The organism is Leptolyngbya sp. FACHB-8, from assembly GCF_014695575.1.
In the GTDB taxonomy this organism is placed as follows: domain Bacteria; phylum Cyanobacteriota; class Cyanobacteriia; order Elainellales; family Elainellaceae; genus Vacuolonema.
Map to the genome: position 1 here is coordinate 114,677 of NZ_JACJOO010000095.1, position 17,375 is coordinate 132,051.

Annotated in this window: 15 protein-coding genes; 8 read left to right on the top strand and 7 right to left on the bottom strand. The window is 50.6% G+C overall.

Annotated features, from left to right (window positions below; genetic code table 11):
* The first annotated feature begins 201 nt into the window (after window positions 1–201).
* On the top strand, window positions 202–846 hold the full coding sequence (locus H6F91_RS27180) for a phosphoribosylanthranilate isomerase (protein ID WP_199308075.1): 645 nt from the start codon (window positions 202–204) through the stop codon (window positions 844–846).
* Window positions 847–904: 58 nt separating this feature from the next.
* Here H6F91_RS27180 and folE read toward each other — a convergent pair whose 3' ends face one another.
* From folE to H6F91_RS27200, 4 genes are all read right to left on the bottom strand, one after another.
* A complete protein-coding gene (folE, locus tag H6F91_RS27185) occupies window positions 905–1,621 on the bottom strand; it encodes a GTP cyclohydrolase I FolE (RefSeq protein WP_190774071.1) in 717 nt (238 codons plus the stop codon).
* Between the two features lie 42 nt (window positions 1,622–1,663).
* Window positions 1,664–2,386 (bottom strand): SDR family oxidoreductase, encoded by a 723-nt coding sequence (locus H6F91_RS27190; protein WP_190774072.1) that lies wholly within the window; start codon window positions 2,384–2,386, stop codon window positions 1,664–1,666.
* A gap of 477 nt (window positions 2,387–2,863) precedes the next feature.
* Window positions 2,864–3,847 carry an acetyl-CoA carboxylase carboxyltransferase subunit alpha gene (locus H6F91_RS27195; RefSeq protein ID WP_190789578.1) on the bottom strand — a complete coding sequence of 328 codons (984 nt, stop codon included), beginning with the start codon at window positions 3,845–3,847 and terminating at the stop codon, window positions 2,864–2,866.
* Between the two features lie 535 nt (window positions 3,848–4,382).
* On the bottom strand, window positions 4,383–4,769 hold the full coding sequence (locus H6F91_RS27200) for a hypothetical protein (protein WP_190774073.1): 387 nt from the start codon (window positions 4,767–4,769) through the stop codon (window positions 4,383–4,385).
* 459 nt (window positions 4,770–5,228) lie between these two features.
* On the opposite strand from H6F91_RS27200, the gene H6F91_RS27205 reads away from it, so the two are divergent.
* The 5 genes from H6F91_RS27205 to leuD all read left to right on the top strand — a co-directional run bounded on the left by H6F91_RS27205 (window position 5,229) and on the right by leuD (window position 10,185).
* Window positions 5,229–5,663 (top strand): pentapeptide repeat-containing protein, encoded by a 435-nt coding sequence (locus H6F91_RS27205; protein WP_190774074.1) that lies wholly within the window; start codon window positions 5,229–5,231, stop codon window positions 5,661–5,663.
* A gap of 347 nt (window positions 5,664–6,010) precedes the next feature.
* Window positions 6,011–7,414, top strand: coding sequence for a 3-isopropylmalate dehydratase large subunit (gene leuC, locus H6F91_RS27210; RefSeq protein WP_190774075.1), 1,404 nt, complete (start codon window positions 6,011–6,013; stop codon window positions 7,412–7,414).
* Between the two features lie 14 nt (window positions 7,415–7,428).
* Window positions 7,429–8,241: an SDR family oxidoreductase gene (locus H6F91_RS27215; protein WP_190774076.1), complete on the top strand. Its 813-nt coding sequence runs from the start codon at window positions 7,429–7,431 to the stop codon at window positions 8,239–8,241.
* A gap of 195 nt (window positions 8,242–8,436) precedes the next feature.
* The gene (lepB, locus tag H6F91_RS27220) at window positions 8,437–9,522 is read left to right on the top strand and encodes a signal peptidase I (RefSeq protein WP_190774077.1); all 1,086 of its coding nucleotides are present in this window, start codon (window positions 8,437–8,439) and stop codon (window positions 9,520–9,522) included.
* 63 nt (window positions 9,523–9,585) lie between these two features.
* On the top strand, window positions 9,586–10,185 hold the full coding sequence (gene leuD, locus H6F91_RS27225; protein ID WP_190774078.1) for a 3-isopropylmalate dehydratase small subunit: 600 nt from the start codon (window positions 9,586–9,588) through the stop codon (window positions 10,183–10,185).
* A 357-nt stretch (window positions 10,186–10,542) separates the two neighbouring features.
* On the opposite strand, the gene H6F91_RS27230 is transcribed toward leuD, so the two are convergent.
* The 3 genes from H6F91_RS27230 to nadD form a co-directional block, all read right to left on the bottom strand.
* Complete coding sequence (locus H6F91_RS27230) at window positions 10,543–11,937, bottom strand: hypothetical protein (protein WP_190774079.1); 1,395 nt, start codon at window positions 11,935–11,937, stop codon at window positions 10,543–10,545.
* 110 nt (window positions 11,938–12,047) lie between these two features.
* A complete protein-coding gene (locus H6F91_RS27235; protein WP_190774080.1) occupies window positions 12,048–13,064 on the bottom strand; it encodes a type I glyceraldehyde-3-phosphate dehydrogenase in 1,017 nt (338 codons plus the stop codon).
* A gap of 597 nt (window positions 13,065–13,661) precedes the next feature.
* Window positions 13,662–14,363: a nicotinate (nicotinamide) nucleotide adenylyltransferase gene (nadD, locus tag H6F91_RS27240; RefSeq protein ID WP_190774081.1), complete on the bottom strand. Its 702-nt coding sequence runs from the start codon at window positions 14,361–14,363 to the stop codon at window positions 13,662–13,664.
* 285 nt (window positions 14,364–14,648) lie between these two features.
* On the opposite strand from nadD, the gene murC reads away from it, so the two are divergent.
* Together murC and murB are read left to right on the top strand one after the other, a co-directional pair.
* Window positions 14,649–16,088: a UDP-N-acetylmuramate--L-alanine ligase gene (gene murC, locus H6F91_RS27245; protein ID WP_190774082.1), complete on the top strand. Its 1,440-nt coding sequence runs from the start codon at window positions 14,649–14,651 to the stop codon at window positions 16,086–16,088.
* 186 nt (window positions 16,089–16,274) lie between these two features.
* A complete protein-coding gene (murB, locus tag H6F91_RS27250) occupies window positions 16,275–17,309 on the top strand; it encodes a UDP-N-acetylmuramate dehydrogenase (RefSeq protein ID WP_190774083.1) in 1,035 nt (344 codons plus the stop codon).
* Window positions 17,310–17,375: the final 66 nt, after the last annotated feature.

Below are 17,375 nucleotides of genomic sequence, written 5' to 3' on the forward strand. Positions count from 1 at the left end.
AAGACTTTGAATATTTCTTCCCTAAGAGTGTTGGTTTTATGCGTAGATTTTGATGAAAGGTTATTCTTCGTGCAACAAAACTGAATGCGTACAGAATGAATGTCTTAACGCTGAATGTGCTGGGTTCACTCGCTCACCCAACATCAAGGCACCATAACTGGCCCTTGCATCAGCCCCGACCCTATAGAGTAATGTTGTGTAATGATTCAAATTAAGATTTGTGGTATTACACAACCCGAACAAGGGCAGGCGATCGCCCAGCAGGGCGCAACAGCGCTTGGCTTTATTTGCGCACGTCAGTCCCCCCGTTATGTGGCTCCTGCGCAAATTAAAGCCGTCGCGGTTACTCTCCCCGAATCGTTAGAACGGGTTGGAGTCTTCGTAAATGCCAGTATTCCGGAAATTCTTTCGGTGGTTGAAGTAGCTGCTCTCACGGCGGTACAACTGCATGGTGAAGAATCTCCCGAGTTTTGTGAGCAGCTTCGAAAACAAATACCCTCGCTAAAGGTCATGAAAGCCTTTCGAGTCCGGCAACCGGAGGTTCTTAACCAGGTTGAAACTTATACCTGCGTTGTGGATAGTGTGCTGCTGGATGCCTATCACCCAACCCAGCATGGCGGAACAGGGCGATCGATCGACTGGTCCACCCTCCAGGGGTTTCGTCCGCTAGTGCCCTGGTATCTCGCCGGTGGGCTTACTCCCGATAACGTGGTGGAGGCGATCGCCGTGGCGCGTCCTGATGGCGTTGATCTCTCCAGTGGTGTCGAATACTCCCCAGGCCAGAAGGATCTCGAAAAAGTGAATCAACTGTTTACCCGCTTGCGGTGTGAGGGGTTGATTTCATAAAAAATGTGCACAGTGCTTTGCACTGTGCACATTTTTTATGAAGATTGAAACAAGCTGTTTAGAAGAAAGCAGGCTGATGGCGGATCAGGCTGAGGAACTCTTCGCGAGTGCGCTGATCTTCCTGGAAGGCTCCGATCATGGCACTGGTAACGGTCCAGGAACCTGGCTTTTGAACTCCACGCATGACCATGCACATGTGAGTAGCTTCTAGCACGACAGCAACACCCTGGGGTTCCAGAATGGTTTGAATGGCTTCCGCAATCTGGCGGGTTAGGCGCTCTTGCACTTGAAGACGACGGGAATACATCTCAACGATGCGAGCAAGCTTGCTCAGACCCACAACCTTCTGATTGGGGATGTAAGCCACGTGGGCACGCCCCATAAACGGCAGCATGTGGTGCTCGCACTGGCTGAAGAAGTTAATATCGCGCACCAACACCATCTCGTTGTGCCCTTCGTCGAAGATGGCACCATTCACCAATTCTTCTAGAGATTGGTTATAGCCACTGGTGAGGAAACGCATTGCTTCCGCGACCCGTTTGGGAGTTTTTAGCAAGCCTTCCCGCTCAGGGTCTTCACCCACAGCCAGCAGCATTGTCCGAACCGCATCCATCATTTCTTCCATACCCACTTCTGGCTTAGGCGCGGTAGTGTCGTGCTCGGTATGCTCCCGGTCAGGACGCACATCTAAGTTAACGGTGGGTGAGGATTTGGTTTTCCCTTCAGCCGATGAGGGGGAGAGTTTGCCATTCGAACCACTAGAAGCAATAGTCATAGTAAGCCTTCGATAAATTGCAAAGGAGATAGACACAACCCCTTAAAGGGCACCCGCGCTGGGCATCACCGTTAACTCTTCAATCACCGCTTGGGGCGGCAGCAGAGCGGTATGCACAATCGAGCTAGCCACAATCTCGGGAGTCAACATTTTCGAGCGGTCAAAATCAGCGTGGACGGTGTCGGTATCCCAGATGGGAGTGTTCACCGCACCGGGGCAAACTGTTACCACACGAATGCCGTTGGAGCGCTCTTCAGCAGCCAGGGTTTTGGAGAGAGAAATTAACCCAGCCTTGCTAACGTTGTACGCTCCCCAACCAGGGAACGCTTGATATCCTGCAACCGAGGACACATTGATGATGGTGCCCCGTTTGCGATCGCGCATCCCAGGCACAATGGCCTGAATGCACTGCAACACACTCGTGACATTCAGGTTCATCACCGCTTGCCAGTCTTCCAGAGGAGTATCTAGCAAATTTCCGGTATAACCGAGCCCTGCGTTGTTGACCAGGATATCGATGGGAAATTGATCGGCGATCGCCGCCATCTGGGGTTTTACTTGCTCCAATTGAGCCAGATCAATGGCTGCAATAGAAGCCTCTACTCCAGTGGCACGAACAGCCCCAGCGGTTTGTTCTAAGCGATCTTTAGAACGACCTACCAGGACTACGGGAACTCCGGCTTGACCAAAGGCGATCGCCGTTGCTTGACCAATGCCGCTACTAGCTCCAGTAATTAAGGCATAACCGTGGGAGAAAGCAGTCATGAATGCTCTTTAAACCTCAGAATGCACACGGACAGCAGACATTACGAACACGGAAGAGATTGTGGATGCAAGTTCCATCACATAGTTCTGGGATAGCTCTACATTGATGAAGAGCTAGAAGAACTATTCAATTCAACAGGTATGAATATTTTGGCGATGTACTTTGTAACATGCCCATATTCAAATCACTATCATCAACAGATATTGCTGCGGATAGTGCCGTCATCATTGAAAAACAATATTCAAGAACGGTGAATCAATCACTTCACGGTCAATGTGGCGGGGAGACGAGGGCAAACAAAACCGTTCTCATGTGACCGAGCTCAATAGACAAACGGAAATACTTAAATCTCGAAAAGATAAACTCCAAAAAAATATCCTGAGAGCTGTTTTAAGAATTGTTAACCAAATTATATCACTATTTGCCAATGCCCCAGCCAGGATAGTTCACTTCGGCACATTTTGATGCCATTCAAATCACACTGTACTTTCCAGGAAGACACCAATCTTACGGAATTTTTGGTAGCGTAGTTCCCGCCGTTCGTTGGGGGTCAAGGCGTCCAGCTCAGCCAGACTGCTTAAGATACTTTGCTTAAGGGTCGCGGTGGCAGCGAGAGGATCAGAATGAGCACCCCCCACGGGTTCAGGCAGGATCTGGTCAATCACTCCTAAGCTTCGTAAATCCGTCGCAGTGATACGCAGTGCTTCAGCCGCTTGAGGTGCCTTGGCTGCATCTCTCCAAAGGATGGCGCTACAAGCTTCGGGGCTGGCCACGTAATAAACTGAGTGCTCGAACATATTCAGGCGATCGCCCACCCCAATGGCCAGTGCTCCGCCAGAACCCCCTTCCCCAATGACCGTGCAGATAATCGGCACCTCCAACCGGAACATTTCTCGCAGGTTGTAGGCGATCGCTTCCCCCTGTCCTAAACGCTCCGCTTCAGCCCCAGGATTGGCCCCTGGTGTGTCAATAAAGGTAATAATTGGCATGTTGAAGCGGTTGGCATGCTCCATCACGCGCATTGCCTTACGGTAGCCCCCGGGAGAAGCCATGCCAAAGTTGCGGGCCACGTTATCCTTCGTGTCCCGGCCTTTCTGGTGACCCAGCATCACCACTGGGCGACCATCCAGGCGGGCAATGCCCCCTACGAGGGCTTTATCATCGGTACCCGTAGAGCGATCGCCGTGCAGCTCAATCCACTCATCCGTCATGGTTTGGATGTAGTCAAGGGTGCTGGGGCGGCGGGGATGACGAGCGACCTGGAGCCGCTGGGCCGGAGTCAAACTATGAAAAATTTCCTGCCGTAGTTGAACGGCGCGGTCTTCAAGCTGCCGAATCTGGTCGGACACATCGACATCGTTATCCTCTGCCAGCTCGCGGATTTGGAAAATGCGAGCCTCCAGTTCAGCGAGGGGCTTCTCAAAATCCAGCAGTAAGGTGCGACGTTCGGCGGTGCTCATAGACCCGGGGGTAGAAACGACATCCTGGCTAGAACCAGGTTTAGAAATCATAAAGTTTCGTAAAAGATTCTAGCAATCGCTGACCCCCTGTAGCGCATTAAAACCTGAGGGATTTCCCCTGAGGAAGGGGCGGATATCCCTAATCTGTTTGATTCGCATCCCAGCGAATGAAGGGAGAGCAAGCGTGAAATTAACTAAAACCTCCCAAACACCATATCACTGGCGCGTCTCCCGCTCATACTTCATCTATCTTTTTTCAGCAATTCTCAGTATGGGCATCAAAGCCAAGAGTTCACGCCCTACGGGCGTGAACTCTTGGCTTTGATCCCGAAAACCGCGCGCCTTTAGCGCGGTTTTCGGGCCTGATTTCAAAATGAGAATTGCTGATCTTTTTTAGGGTGCGGTTGGGGGAGAACGACATTGTAGTTCCCCTTCAACCGGCTCTATGGATTACTTAAAAGTTGTTCTTCGTGCATGAAGTGCACGAAGAACAACTTTTAAGCAGCTTCTAGAAGATGAGGCTCCATGAGGCACATTAGTCTAATGACTGCCCATCACGGCGACCCAACTCGTAAACGCCTGCTCCGATACAGGAGAGAATGCCCATACTCACGGCCCAACTGCGGCCTAAACCCAACTCAACGCCATAATTCACGACCCCGCCCACAATAAGAAAAGGAACAATACTGAAGATAGAGGCGTAGAAGGCATTCTGAGATTCTCGTGCGAGCCGAGTACGCTCGAACTCCTCCTCGGAGGTGTAGAGCGATCGCTCCGCAAAGTTGAACCAGCGCTGCAGCTGTTCCATGACCCAATCACTCACGGGGGAGAACGCCAGGTACAGAGCTAATGACCATAACCCAAGTCCAGCCAGCGTTACCTTGTCAACCGATAGGTCAAAGGGGAGAAACTCGCGGAACATAGGGATGCGATCGCTTGGTAAACAACTTTTATTGATTGTAATAGTTCTTTATGCCACCACTAGAAGTCAACCTCTGTATGGTGATATGGGTACTTCGCACTCCACACCATTAGACAGGGGCAAACTTAAATCCGCCGAGTACTAATAGCCCACCATAAGAATTTTGACGGGTCACCAATTTTGCCAAGGGAAATGTGGCGGGCTTCGTTCGCTACATTTCCCTTGGCAAAATTGGTGTGATGAAGCACGAGCTGCTAAAGGGCATCAGCAATTAGTGATGTTTTTTATGAAAGTCTGTAATCGGGAAGTGCCAAGCGGTAGTGCTTTAGGGGGACCGTAGCTCTATCGGTTGGGCTCGACTGGTTCATCCGTTGGCAGGACGGCGGTCCCCTTGAGGGTGTGCCACATTAATAGTGGAGTTGACACCTCCACCTCCTGCTGAATTCTTCGGAGGTTCCTATGAGAACTCAAATCTTGGCGGTTGCCCTTCTCTCTACAGGGCTGTTAATGACTGCTCAATCTGCTCGCGCCGAAGACCCCGCGGACTTGCAACAGTTATTGGAGACAGGGGCCTGTGCATCTTGCGACCTCAGTGGTGCTAATTTAAGTGGTACTCATTTGATTGGGGCCGATTTGCGGAATGCCAACCTACGGGGTGCAGATCTGTCGGATGCGAATTTAGAAGGAGCCGATCTTACGGGGGCAAACCTGCAAGGGGCTACGATGACAGGGACATTCGCCAGCAATGCGGTCTTCAATCGAGCAAACTTGGCTAATGTCGATATGACCGATGCGGTCGCTTATAACGCTCAGACCGAAGGTACTATCCTGACTAACGTCAATCTGGCCGGAGCCGAGGTTGGTGGTAGTGGTATCAGCATCGGTAGCGACTGATCGGCATTGATTTCATCACTTTAATAAGAGAAAACGCGGTGCAAAGCGCCGCGTTTTCTCTTATTAGGCTGTCTTTTAGAAGTGCCTTTAAGCTCTGCTTGTAGGAGTAGACAGGGCTTCAAGGCACTTTTAAGACAGAACCTAGAGCTGTGCAGGAGCAATGAAGCGATCGCAAAAACAACCCCAAGAAAAACACATTAATATCTATAAGATCTTAATACACTAAAAACCATATATTGGACATCCTTCAGAAGCTCGTCTACTGTGATTAGCATGGGTTATACCCGATCGCACCTATCGATTGGCTGAGACCCCATCCGAATCCTTGAGACACTGGCACCACGGTTATGAGCAAAGGTACATTATTCGATAAAGTTTGGGATTTGCATACCGTTGGCACCCTTTCCTCCGGGCAGACGCAACTCTTCATTGGTCTGCACCTGATCCACGAAGTCACCAGCCCGCAAGCGTTTGCCATGCTGCGGGAGCGGGGGCTGAAGGTGATGTTTCCGGAGCGTACCGTTGCCACCGTTGACCACATTGTTCCAACTGAAAATCAGGCCCGCCCTTTTGTAGACAGTCTGGCAGAAGAAATGATGCTGGAACTGGAGCGTAATGCAAAAGATAATGGCATCCGCTTCTACAACATTGGCTCGGGAAATCAGGGTATTGTTCACGTCATTGCACCGGAGCAGGGGTTGACCCAGCCAGGCATGACCATTGCCTGTGGAGATAGCCATACGTCTACTCATGGCGCGTTTGGGGCGATCGCCTTCGGTATCGGTACCAGTCAGGTCCGCGACGTATTGGCGTCCCAAACTCTAGCTCTGGCGAAGCTGAAAGTTCGTAAGGTAGAAGTGAACGGGACGCTGCGTCCTGGTGTTTATGCGAAGGATGTTGTGCTGCATATCATCCGTACGCTGGGTGTAAAAGGTGGCGTGGGTTATGCCTACGAGTTTGCTGGCACCACCTTTGAGTCGATGACCATGGAAGAGCGGATGACCGTGTGCAACATGGCGATCGAAGGCGGCGCTCGTTGCGGCTACGTCAACCCCGACGACACGACTTTTGAATACCTGAAAGGCCGTGACTTTGCACCTAAGGGCGCTGATTGGGATCAGGCTGTCGAATGGTGGCGCAGTATCGCTAGCGATGCCAATGCTGAATATGACGATGTTGTCGTCTTTGATGCCGCTGAGATTGAACCGACTGTCACCTGGGGCATCACCCCCGGCCAGGGTATTGGCGTGAGCGAAACCATTCCCGCTGCTGCTTCGTTGCCCGAAGAGGATCGGTTTGTTGCCGAGGAAGCCTATCAGTACATGGATCTGGCACCGGGTGTCGCGATTAAAGGTACGAAAGTGGATGTCTGCTTCATTGGCAGTTGCACCAATGGCCGCATCAGCGATCTGAGGGAAGCCGCTAAGGTTGCCAAAGGCCGAACCGTAGCTGAAGGGATCAAAGCCTTTGTCGTACCTGGCTCTGAGCGTGTGAAGAAGGAAGCCGAAGCGGAAGGTTTAGACAAAATTTTTGAAGCGGCCGGTTTTGAATGGCGAGAAGCTGGTTGTTCGATGTGTCTGGCTATGAATCCTGACAAGCTGGTTGGGCGGCAAATCAGTGCGTCGTCCTCAAACCGCAACTTTAAGGGGCGGCAGGGTTCTTCCTCGGGGCGGACATTGTTGATGAGCCCGGCGATGGTGGCAGCAGCGGCGATCGCAGGTCAAGTCACAGATGTCCGTGAACTGCTGTAGCCTGAGCCCGCTCCATGCCTAAAACGGTTCTGATTACAGGAGCTTCCTCGGGAATTGGATTAGCGACAGCTAAGTTGTTTCAGCAAAACGGCTGGAATGTGGCGGCGACCATGCGATCGCCTGACAAAGCCACCAACTTAGCTGTCCTGGAGCGGGTGGTCTGCCTGCCCCTGGACGTCACCCAACCGGAGTCTGTGGAAGGGGCGATCGCCACTGCCCTGGAGAAATTTCAGCACATTGATGTGCTCATCAATAATGCTGGATACGGTCTATTGGGGCCATTTGAGGCCACATCTCCAGAACAAATTCAACGGCAATTCGACACGAATGTATTTGGGTTGATGAATGTGACACGGGCGGTATTACCCCACTGGCGCGATCGCCAGTCAGGTCTACTGATCAATGTCTCGTCTATTGGTGGTCGTCTTGCCTTTCCGCTCTATAGCCTTTACCACGGCACCAAGTGGGCTGTAGAAGGCTTCTCGGAAGCGTTGCAGTACGAGTTGGCACCGTTCAACATACGCGTCAAGCTAATTGAGCCTGGACCAATCAAAACGGATTTTTACGATCGCTCAGCAGACATCGCTCATCAGCCGGGGCTATCCGCCTATGACCAATTTGTCGAACGGGTCATGCCCAACCTGCGTCGTTCAGGGGAGCAGGGATCACTGCCAGAGGTTACGGCTCGGGTAATTTATCGGGCTGCAACGGATGGGAGCGATCGCCTCCGCTATCCTGCTGGGGGTAATGCGGGGGCTCTCCTACTGACACGCTTGTTGCCGGATAGTTTACGTCGGTGGCTTGTGCGTCAAATTATGACGAGGTAGGGGCAGGATTTGATCGGGTGAGGGGCGATCGCGATTGCGCTTCCTGCGCTCTTTATCTGCTGATTCCCCTTCCTGGTCAGCTTGCTGGGTGTATTGCCCTGCTTGCTGCTGTCTCGACTCGACTATCTCAAAGCACTCCGTAAAAATCCCGACTTCATCAAAAAAACTAAACTTTTCCTCCTTACAAGTAAGACCATGAGTGCGTCTAGTGAAGCATCTGTACCGACGGTCAAAGGTAAAGAACCTTGGCTTGCGGTTCTTTTGTCCCATGCTCTACCAGGGATTGGACAGTTCTATGCTGGAGCCAGGGTACGGGGTCTTGTGTTTTTACTGGCCTATATACTTTCGATAGGAATTTTCCTCTGGGCTTTAATCAGTGATGCTGGCAATGGTTTGACGATTTTAGTTGGGATAGGGGCCGCCCTTCTTCTATGGTTCGTTAACCTGTTTGACGCCCACGCCAGCGCAAAACGGGCCAATGCAACTGCATTCGAACAACAACGAAAAGGTGTTAAAGATCCCTGGCTAGGAGTCTTTCTATCGAACCTGATTCCTGGCTTAGGACACCTTTATTTCCGCAAGATTCTAATTGGGTTGGGATTATTTATTCTGTCGATCATCATTATTGCTATCTCTGAATTGGTCAATCCAGTCCTGACTCCTTTATGGTTTGCGGTCATTGCATACATTACTTATACGGCTGCTCCTGCTCGTCGAGAACGTTCTAAAAAAACAATTGCGTTGATTTGTTTGTTTGTAGTTTTGACAGGTCTATTACCTTTTGCCTCGGCCTCTAAACTTCAAAGAAATATTGCAGAAGCACGTTATATCCCATCGGAAGCGATGCTTCCAACGTTGGCTGTTAACGATCGCCTAGTTGTTGAAAAAGTTACCTATCAAACTCAATCTCCACAACGCGGTGATGTTGTCGTTTTCTCACCGCCAGAAGGGCTCAAGCAAGCCAATCCTGCTGTAACGGATGACCTCATTAAACGGATTGTTGGCTTGCCCCGTGAGCAGGTTCAAGTGAAAGACCAAAAAGTCTATATCAATGGCCAGCCCCTTGAAGAGAATTATATTCCTGCTGACTATGCACCAACCTATGAATGGGGGCCAGAAGTTGTTCCAGAAAATTCTTATTTTGTTTTAGGTGACAATCGCAATAACAGCTACGATAGTCACTTTTGGGGATATGTTCCGCGCGAGAACATTATAGGTCGAGCCAGCAAAATTTTCTGGCCTTTACATCGATCACGGAGCCTAAAATCCAGTTTGGAATAATGCCAAATTCGGGCTGGATATTCAGAGATTTCATCTTATTTTGTTGAATTGGAGAATTGAACGATGAGCCAAGTTGTTACCGTATCTGGTCGTGCCATTCCTTTAGTTGGAGACGATATCGACACCGATCGCATCATTCCTGCTCGCTTTCTCAAATGCGTGACGTTTGACGGCCTGGGTGAGCATGCTTTTGAAGACGATCGCGCCCAGCTTCAGGGCGAACACCCCTTCGATCAACCCCAATATCAGGGAGCCGAACTTCTGGTTGTGAATCGTAACTTCGGCTGTGGTTCGTCCCGGGAGCACGCTCCTCAAGCGATCGCCAAATGGGGCATCAAAGCCCTAATCGGCGAAAGTTTCGCTGAAATTTTCTTTGGCAACTGCGTAGCGATGGGAATTCCCTGCGTTACTGCCAATGCTGAAGGGGTGAAAGCATTACAGGGGGCGATCGCTGCCAATCCCCAAGCACCCGTCACTTTAAACCTGGACACTATGCAAGCCACCTGTGGCGACCTCACCGTCGCAGTAGAAATGGGTGCTGGCCCCCGGCAAATGTTCCTATCTGGAAGCTGGGATGCTACCGGCCAACTGATAGCCCAGGGCGAACAAATTAAGGCCACCGCAGCACACCTACCCTACATGACCTGGAAGGCAACTGCCTAATTTCGTTATTTTGTTCCTGTTCAGATAAAGCACCCCTTCCCAAGGGGACACCAAAATACTCCTGTAATCAAAAATAAAGAGAGCGTGCGGTGAAGATACCGCATGCTCTCTTTGTCTAGAAGCTAGATCTAACCGAGTGCAACTACATCACCCAGACCTGATCCAAACCCCACCGATGCGAAGCGGCCTAACACCTCCCCTGCAAAGCCTCCTTGTCTGGGGGGTCTGGGGGAGGGACAACCCGTCCCCCAGTCGGGAGGTTTGGAGGGCGACGCGCCTCCAAGCCACACTCTTGCAACCAAACCACCCTTCCCAAAAAGCGATAGAGACTTCGTAATATTTCCGTAGCGATCGCCCCTAACACCCATTGAACTGAAAAATATCTACAGTCCCATCCCCTTCATTGGCCGTTAACACCAGACCGCGAGACGGAATAAACAGCACCCCCTCTGGCGACTGACCCGTAGGCATAAAACCAATCAGCTGGGGAGTCCGAATATTGCTCAGGTCGTAAGCTACCAAAAAGCTCCCTCGCTCAGCTCCTATAAACGCTACAGGGCAATCGCTGTGGTTACCAACAGCCACACCTTCCATTTCAACCCCCCGGTTTTTAGAACGCTTGTCGGGATAGCGGCCCTTCTGTGCAGCCAGCAGTTCAACATCTTCGCTGTCGTAAATTACATTTCCTTGTAAGTCAAAAATGCTCCATCCCCGCCCTCCAGACCAGAGATCGTCTCCAAACGTGGCGTATTTAGTGTCCCCCTCATTTGCTGTAATTAAATAATTTCCATCGGCAGTGAAAGCGATCGCATCCGGCTCTCGACGACCTGCAAAAGCTTCCGTCAAACGAATCTTCCTATTCTCAGTTAGGTCGGCCAAATGATTGCTGATACCTGCGGAAAAAATGCGCACGACTTGTTCAGTATTAACGTCAATGAGGGCGATCGCATTATTTTCTTGGAGTGTTACCGCCACCATTTCCCCAGTAGGGCTAAATTTCACAAACTCAGGTTGCGGATCCTCCACATAATTTAAACCAGCAACCCCCGCCAGGTTGATCGAAACTGGCGTTACGTGGGAATGAGCCGGGTTGTCGTAGTCAATAGTGACAAAGTTAATGGCGCCAGGACGGTTACCTGGCAGATGATCGACATCTTCTTCATCCTCAATGGCAACCACAAGTTTGTAACCATCCGGTGAAATATCCACACTGTCAGGGCCAATGCCAAGCAGCGGCACTTGGGCTACAAGTTCTTGATTGCTCAAGCGGATAAAAACTAGGGTGCCAGGAGCTTGATCGGCAATTGTTTCTCCAACATTCACGTCAATCTTGTCGAGGACAGCGGCGATCGCATACTGCCCATTCGGTGTAATCGTGACTGAGGTTGGTTCTCCACGTACCTCAATAGTTCTCAAAGGTATTGGACTTTCAGGATTGGAAATATCGATAAAACCAATCTGAGAATCCCCTGCATTGGTAAACACCAGAATATTGCCATCAGGGCTGGCTGCTAGAATTTCCGCGACTGAACCCCTAATGTTGTAGCGAGTGAGTAGCTCAAAGCTGTTACCCAAGGCGGAGGCCGATCGCCCATCTACCAGCAAGAGCATTGAAAGGATTGCAAAGGCAACACAGAGTAGTCTAAGGAGAAAACGTTTCATCATGCCAACAAAGAGGCTAACGAAGCAGAACCATCCCATATTTACCTTGCCGAAGGAAGCACAAGACAATCCCTGACGCTCTTTTGCCATGGTCGAATTCTCCTGGGTGGAGGAAGTTCTCTCAATAGCCAAAAAACGCTCCCACAAAAACCCTGTGAGAGCGTCGAAGGCTTAAGTTTTAGATGGTAATGATGCGTTGTTTACGCTTTCCAGTTCTTGGCAACAACTTCGGCCAAATCCACAACACGCTGGCTATAGCCCCACTCGTTGTCATACCAAGCAACAACCTTCACCATGTCGCCACCCATGACCATGGTCAGGCTAGCATCGATGATGGAGGAAGCGTCGGTTCCACGGTAGTCGCAGGACACCAAAGGCAGCTCGCTGTACTCCAGAATGCCTTTCAGCCCATTCTGGGAAGCGCCCTTCAGAGCCTCGTTAACCTGCTCGGCAATCACAGGCTTTTCAACTTGAGCCACCAGGTCTACAACAGAAACGTTAGGAGTGGGTACCCGCAACGCAATACCGTTCAGCTTTCCAGCCATTTCGGGAATAACCAACGCAACCGCTTTGGCAGCTCCAGTGGTGGTTGGAACAATGTTGAGTGCAGCCGCACGAGCCCGGCGCAGGTCACGGTGGCTGGCATCCAGCAACCGCTGGTCACCGGTGTAGCTGTGGGTGGTGGTCATGGTGCCTTTGACGATGCCAAAGTTTTCGTGCAGCACTTTCACCACAGGAGCCAAGCAGTTGGTGGTACAGCTGGCGTTGCTGATGACGTCGTATTCTTCGTGTTTGTATTGGCCTTCGTTAACACCTACTACAAAGGTGCCAACATCAGCACCCTTACCAGGAGCGGTGATCAGAACCTTCTTAGCCCCAGCCTGGATGTGCTTTGAAGCACCTTCATGGCTGACAAATACCCCAGTTGCTTCGATGATCAGGTCAACGTCCCAAGCAGCCCAGGGCAAGTTGAGGGGGTTGCGGTCAGAGACGCACTTGATCACTTTGCCGTTGACGATCAGGGTGTCATCGGTAGCCTGAACATCTGCATCCAGTTTGCCCAACATGGAGTCATAGGTCAGCAGGTGGGCATTCGTACGAGGATCGGAGGTGTCATTGATCCCCACAAGGTCGATTCCACTGTTTTCCCGGGTCAGCCAGCACCGCAGAAAGTTACGGCCAATGCGCCCAAAACCGTTAATAGCTACTCTAATCACTGCGTCTTGCCCTCAAATCTCTCATGATTCGCCTGTAATGGAACAGATCATACACTCTTAAGGTTTACGCTCTCAAGAGTAATCAAAATAGGTTGAAATCTAGCTTAAAAGCGAGAAAACCGGAGTAAATCGTAGGAAAATGACGAAAAATGGGTATGGTGATCCCCGTAGATAAATGAGTAAATTTACTCAGCAAATTTCTAAAGAGTCTCCGTTTAATTGATAACTTTGTGTTATCAATGCTCCGTAATGCTGGAAAATTCTAGCTTCCATGCCCATCTTCTGTCTTGTTGTAACGGCTTGACTGAGTCCTTGCACTTGTCAACGAAAGCCCAAAACTTGGCAAGCAGTTCAAACTTGGAAATAGGGTATGAAGTAAAGGTCAGTCAAACCCCTTGGGTTCACACGCCATTTCCAGGTTTAGAACCATTACCAAATTTAAATTCGGGTTTAGGGCGTTGTCGAGTGCCGCGTGTTGCACGGCACTCGACAACGCTCATGTTGCATACGCAAAGCGCGTGCAAAAATGGGCATTTCAGAGCATTTCGACCTGAGGATACCAACTCAGTAATAAAACGATTAAGTTGATCTGATTTTTCAGGAATCTGCCCCATAGAGATTGTAGCGATGGATGTAGTCCTCAACGGCTATGGGTACCAACCCAGAAATTGAAAGGCGATCGCCGCAATACCGTCGAATCAGACTGGACGATATTTCGATCGAGGGCATCGATAATAAATGCCAGCGTAGAGAAATTCCTTCTGATTTGAACAGGTGTGCGATCGCCTCAATTTGCTGAAAATCGTCTGGTTTATTCTGCACTGTTGTCGAAGAAGCAGAGCGGGGTGCAATCAGCCAGGTACATTGAGGTACTAACTCTCGATGATGTCGCCATCGGGGTAGGGTGCAGAAGGCGTCCAAGCCTAATATCCAATACCAATGGCTTTTGGAATATTGGTGCTGGAGATGCGTCAGGGTGTGGATAGCGAAGGACGGTCCTCCTGCGGAATACGCCAGCTGCTCTTCGACAGCAGAGGCATGGAAGGGAGCAAAGGGTGCGATCGCCTGTTGAACCATCTCAAGGCGATGTTCAAAAGAAACGAGAGACGTTACCCGACGATGCGGAGGTCGATAGGTGGGTACCCACAAAACTTGAGTTAGGCCGGCCTGAGTCAGGGCAGCCTGAGCGACTTGAAGATGCCCGGCATGGGGTGGATTAAACGTGCCTCCAAAAATGCCTCGGTGTTGCGGTGATACGTTATTCGGCTCTAACGGGTGAGGCAAATGATCAACAGCCATGCTCGAAGAGAGCGTTAACTTAGGTCGCCATCATTATGACAGGCTCTGTAAATCTCAGTATTTTGCCGGAAGCTGATATATTTCACTTAATTTTTTAGAAAAGTAGGTGAAAAATGCCGGATTTCTTATGCGATTAAAGGGTATCTTGATGCATTCCCTTAAAGATAGAGATTTCCTTCTAAAGAAGGATAACTCCATAGGGAAACATTGAGAATTAATAGATTCACGGTATGATTACGCGTGATATTGGTGTGGTGTGTGGTGTGTGATAAGCAAGGAGCACGGATGTTGAATCCTGTTGATCTCAGCGGGAGACCGTTCCACTTTATTGGTATTGGTGGAATTGGGATGTCCGCTCTCGCCCATGTTCTGGCGAAGCGAAATCTGCCGGTCTCTGGCTCAGATATTTGTCTGAATGACATCATGAAGCGGCTTGAAACTCAAGGCGTTCGTATTTTTTCAAGCCAGGATGCAACGAATTTCTCCACAGATGAGATGCTGTCTTCGGGCTCTCTTCCGCAAGTTATTTGTTCAACAGCAATTAATCCGAATAATGCCGAATTTTTAGCGGCTCAACGTCTGGGTTATCCGATCTATCATCGCTCAGATGTATTGGCTGCTCTGGTGCGAGAGGCTGAAGGAATTGCGATCGCAGGTACCCATGGCAAAACCACAACCAGCAGCATGGTTGGATTTTTGCTTTTAAAGGCAGGCCTTGACCCAACCATTATTGTGGGAGGTGAGGTTGCAGCCTGGGAGGGGAATGCCCATGTTGGTCAAGGCTCTCATCTCGTTGCAGAAGCTGATGAATCAGACGGCTCGCTCATCAAGTTGTTCCCCAGCATTGGCGTCATTACCAATATCGAACTTGATCACCCTGACCATTACACCAGTCTTGATCAAGTCATACAAATTTTTGAACAATTCAGCCACCAATGTGATGTAGTCATTGGTAGTTGGGATTGTCAAACCATTCGCGATCGCATTCGTCCCGCCATTACCTATAGTCTCGATCCTGCCTCTGGAGCTGACTACACCGCCGACCAAGTTGACTACCATGCTGATGGTATTACTGCTCGCATTTGGGAGCGGGGTGAAGTTCTGGGCGTATTGAACCTGCGGTTGTTGGGGCGTCACAATTTAAGCAATGCTTTAGCAGCGATCGCGGTAGGCCGAAAAGTAGGCCTTGATTTCGCTACCATCGCTGCTATCTTGCCAGAGTTTGAAGGTGCACGACGGCGATTTGAACGACGGGGAGAATACCACGGCATTCTATTCGTAGATGATTACGCTCATCACCCCAGCGAAATTCAGGTAACTTTGGCGGCAGCACGGTTGCGTGTAGACTCCCCAGATACAACCCATCAACGACTGGTGGCGGTGTTTCAACCCCATCGGTTTAGTCGAACTCAAGTTTTCTTGAATGACTTTGCGCATTCCTTCAAGGATGCTGACCTTGTTATCACCACCGATATTTACAGTGCAGGGGAAGCCAACCCCGGCACTATCAGCGGTCAGCAGTTGTTAGAGGCGATCGCTCAACACCAACCCGATGCCCACTTCTGCCCAACCCTTGAGGATGTTTTTGAGCATCTAAAGCAGGTGTTAAAACCCGGTGATCTGGTTCTATTTCTCGGTGCTGGTAATCTCAATCGCATCATTCCCGACCTGTTGACCTATTACCAAAACCTGGATTCGGGAACTTTAATGATGAGTTTGACTTAAACCGGGGCATTCTCCCCGTAATAGTCCCTTGGGAATGGCATCTCTATCGTAAAAATCAATACTTCGGAACTGAATCGTTTCCGGAGGATGGTATTACACTGAAGCTCAACTTCCTCCCTTAACCGTTGTCATTGACCCCTGAAGCCTCCTCCTACGGTTCTCACCAGACTTCTTGCAGGCGTACCCATGACTCCCCCCAAAACTACCGACCTTGAACTCCCTACCGCTCCTGCTTCCCTTTCGGTTTTGACGGAGCCTGCTCTGCGGCCCCTCTCTCAATCTTCAGCAGGGGTGCTGGGGGCTGAGCGATCGCCCGTTAAAATACCGCATTCTGATTTCACCATTCAGCCGAATGTACCGTTGGCACGCTACACCTCCTACCGCGTGGGTGGCCCTGCTGAGTGGTTCTCGATGCCGCGCAATTTGCAAGAGTTGCAAATGAGTGTGGCCTGGGCAAAAGATCACAGCATTCCTGTAACCCTTTTGGGAGCCGGGTCTAATTTATTGGTGAGCGATCGCGGTTTGCCGGGGCTGGTAATTTGTACCCGCCATCTGCGTCATATTGAGTTTGATGATAAATTGGCTCAGGTCACGGTTGCGGCCGGAGAACCCTTACCTTCCCTGGCCTGGAAAGTGGCAGAACGGGGCTGGAGTGGGATGGAATGGGCCGTTGGAATTCCCGGTAATGTAGGCGGGGCTGTGGTGATGAACGCGGGAGCGCATCGCTCCAGTACAGCCGATGTGCTTTTGCAAACTCACGTTTTGGCGTTGGATGGAGAGCAGAGCATTCTGCGGCCTGAGGAGTTGGGGTATGCCTACCGGACATCGAGTTTGCAAAAGACCCGCGATCGCCTGGTAACGCAAGCGACGTTCCAGCTACAGCCAGGTCATGATCCGGAGACGGTAATGGCGCGCACGCGCACCCACCAGGAGCACCGTCATCGTACTCAACCCTATCACATGCCCAGTTGTGGCAGCGTCTTCCGCAATCCGGGCACTCAGGCGGCGGGCTGGCTTATTGAGCAAACGGGCCTAAAAGGTTACAGCATTGGAGATGCTCAGGTGGCCCATCGCCATGCCAATTTCATCTTGAACTGTGGGCGGGCAACCGCCAGTGATATTTTGCGGCTGATTCGCCACGTTCAGACAGAGGTGGATCACCGTTGGAATTTGTTGCTGGAGCCTGAGGTCAAAGTTATCGGGGAATTTGAATTTATTTAGGAATTAGAGGGCAAGCTAAAAACGCTAAGCGATCGCTCCGATCGCGTCCTCAGCTTTTAACCCAAA

Excerpts from the sequence above, each read along its gene's own strand:
- H6F91_RS27180 (WP_199308075.1), top strand. The coding sequence starts at position 202 with ATGATTCAAATTAAGATTTGTGGTATTACACAACCCGAACAAGGGCAG.
- folE (WP_190774071.1), bottom strand. The coding sequence starts at position 1,621 with ATGACTATTGCTTCTAGTGGTTCGAATGGCAAACTCTCCCCCTCATCG.
- H6F91_RS27190 (WP_190774072.1), bottom strand. The coding sequence starts at position 2,386 with ATGACTGCTTTCTCCCACGGTTATGCCTTAATTACTGGAGCTAGTAGC.
- H6F91_RS27195 (WP_190789578.1), bottom strand. The coding sequence starts at position 3,847 with ATGAGCACCGCCGAACGTCGCACCTTACTGCTGGATTTTGAGAAGCCC.
- H6F91_RS27200 (WP_190774073.1), bottom strand. The coding sequence starts at position 4,769 with ATGTTCCGCGAGTTTCTCCCCTTTGACCTATCGGTTGACAAGGTAACG.
- H6F91_RS27205 (WP_190774074.1), top strand. The coding sequence starts at position 5,229 with ATGAGAACTCAAATCTTGGCGGTTGCCCTTCTCTCTACAGGGCTGTTA.
- leuC (WP_190774075.1), top strand. The coding sequence starts at position 6,011 with ATGAGCAAAGGTACATTATTCGATAAAGTTTGGGATTTGCATACCGTT.
- H6F91_RS27215 (WP_190774076.1), top strand. The coding sequence starts at position 7,429 with ATGCCTAAAACGGTTCTGATTACAGGAGCTTCCTCGGGAATTGGATTA.
- lepB (WP_190774077.1), top strand. The coding sequence starts at position 8,437 with ATGAGTGCGTCTAGTGAAGCATCTGTACCGACGGTCAAAGGTAAAGAA.
- leuD (WP_190774078.1), top strand. The coding sequence starts at position 9,586 with ATGAGCCAAGTTGTTACCGTATCTGGTCGTGCCATTCCTTTAGTTGGA.
- H6F91_RS27230 (WP_190774079.1), bottom strand. The coding sequence starts at position 11,937 with ATGGCAAAAGAGCGTCAGGGATTGTCTTGTGCTTCCTTCGGCAAGGTA.
- nadD (WP_190774081.1), bottom strand. The coding sequence starts at position 14,363 with ATGGCTGTTGATCATTTGCCTCACCCGTTAGAGCCGAATAACGTATCA.
- murC (WP_190774082.1), top strand. The coding sequence starts at position 14,649 with ATGTTGAATCCTGTTGATCTCAGCGGGAGACCGTTCCACTTTATTGGT.
- murB (WP_190774083.1), top strand. The coding sequence starts at position 16,275 with ATGACTCCCCCCAAAACTACCGACCTTGAACTCCCTACCGCTCCTGCT.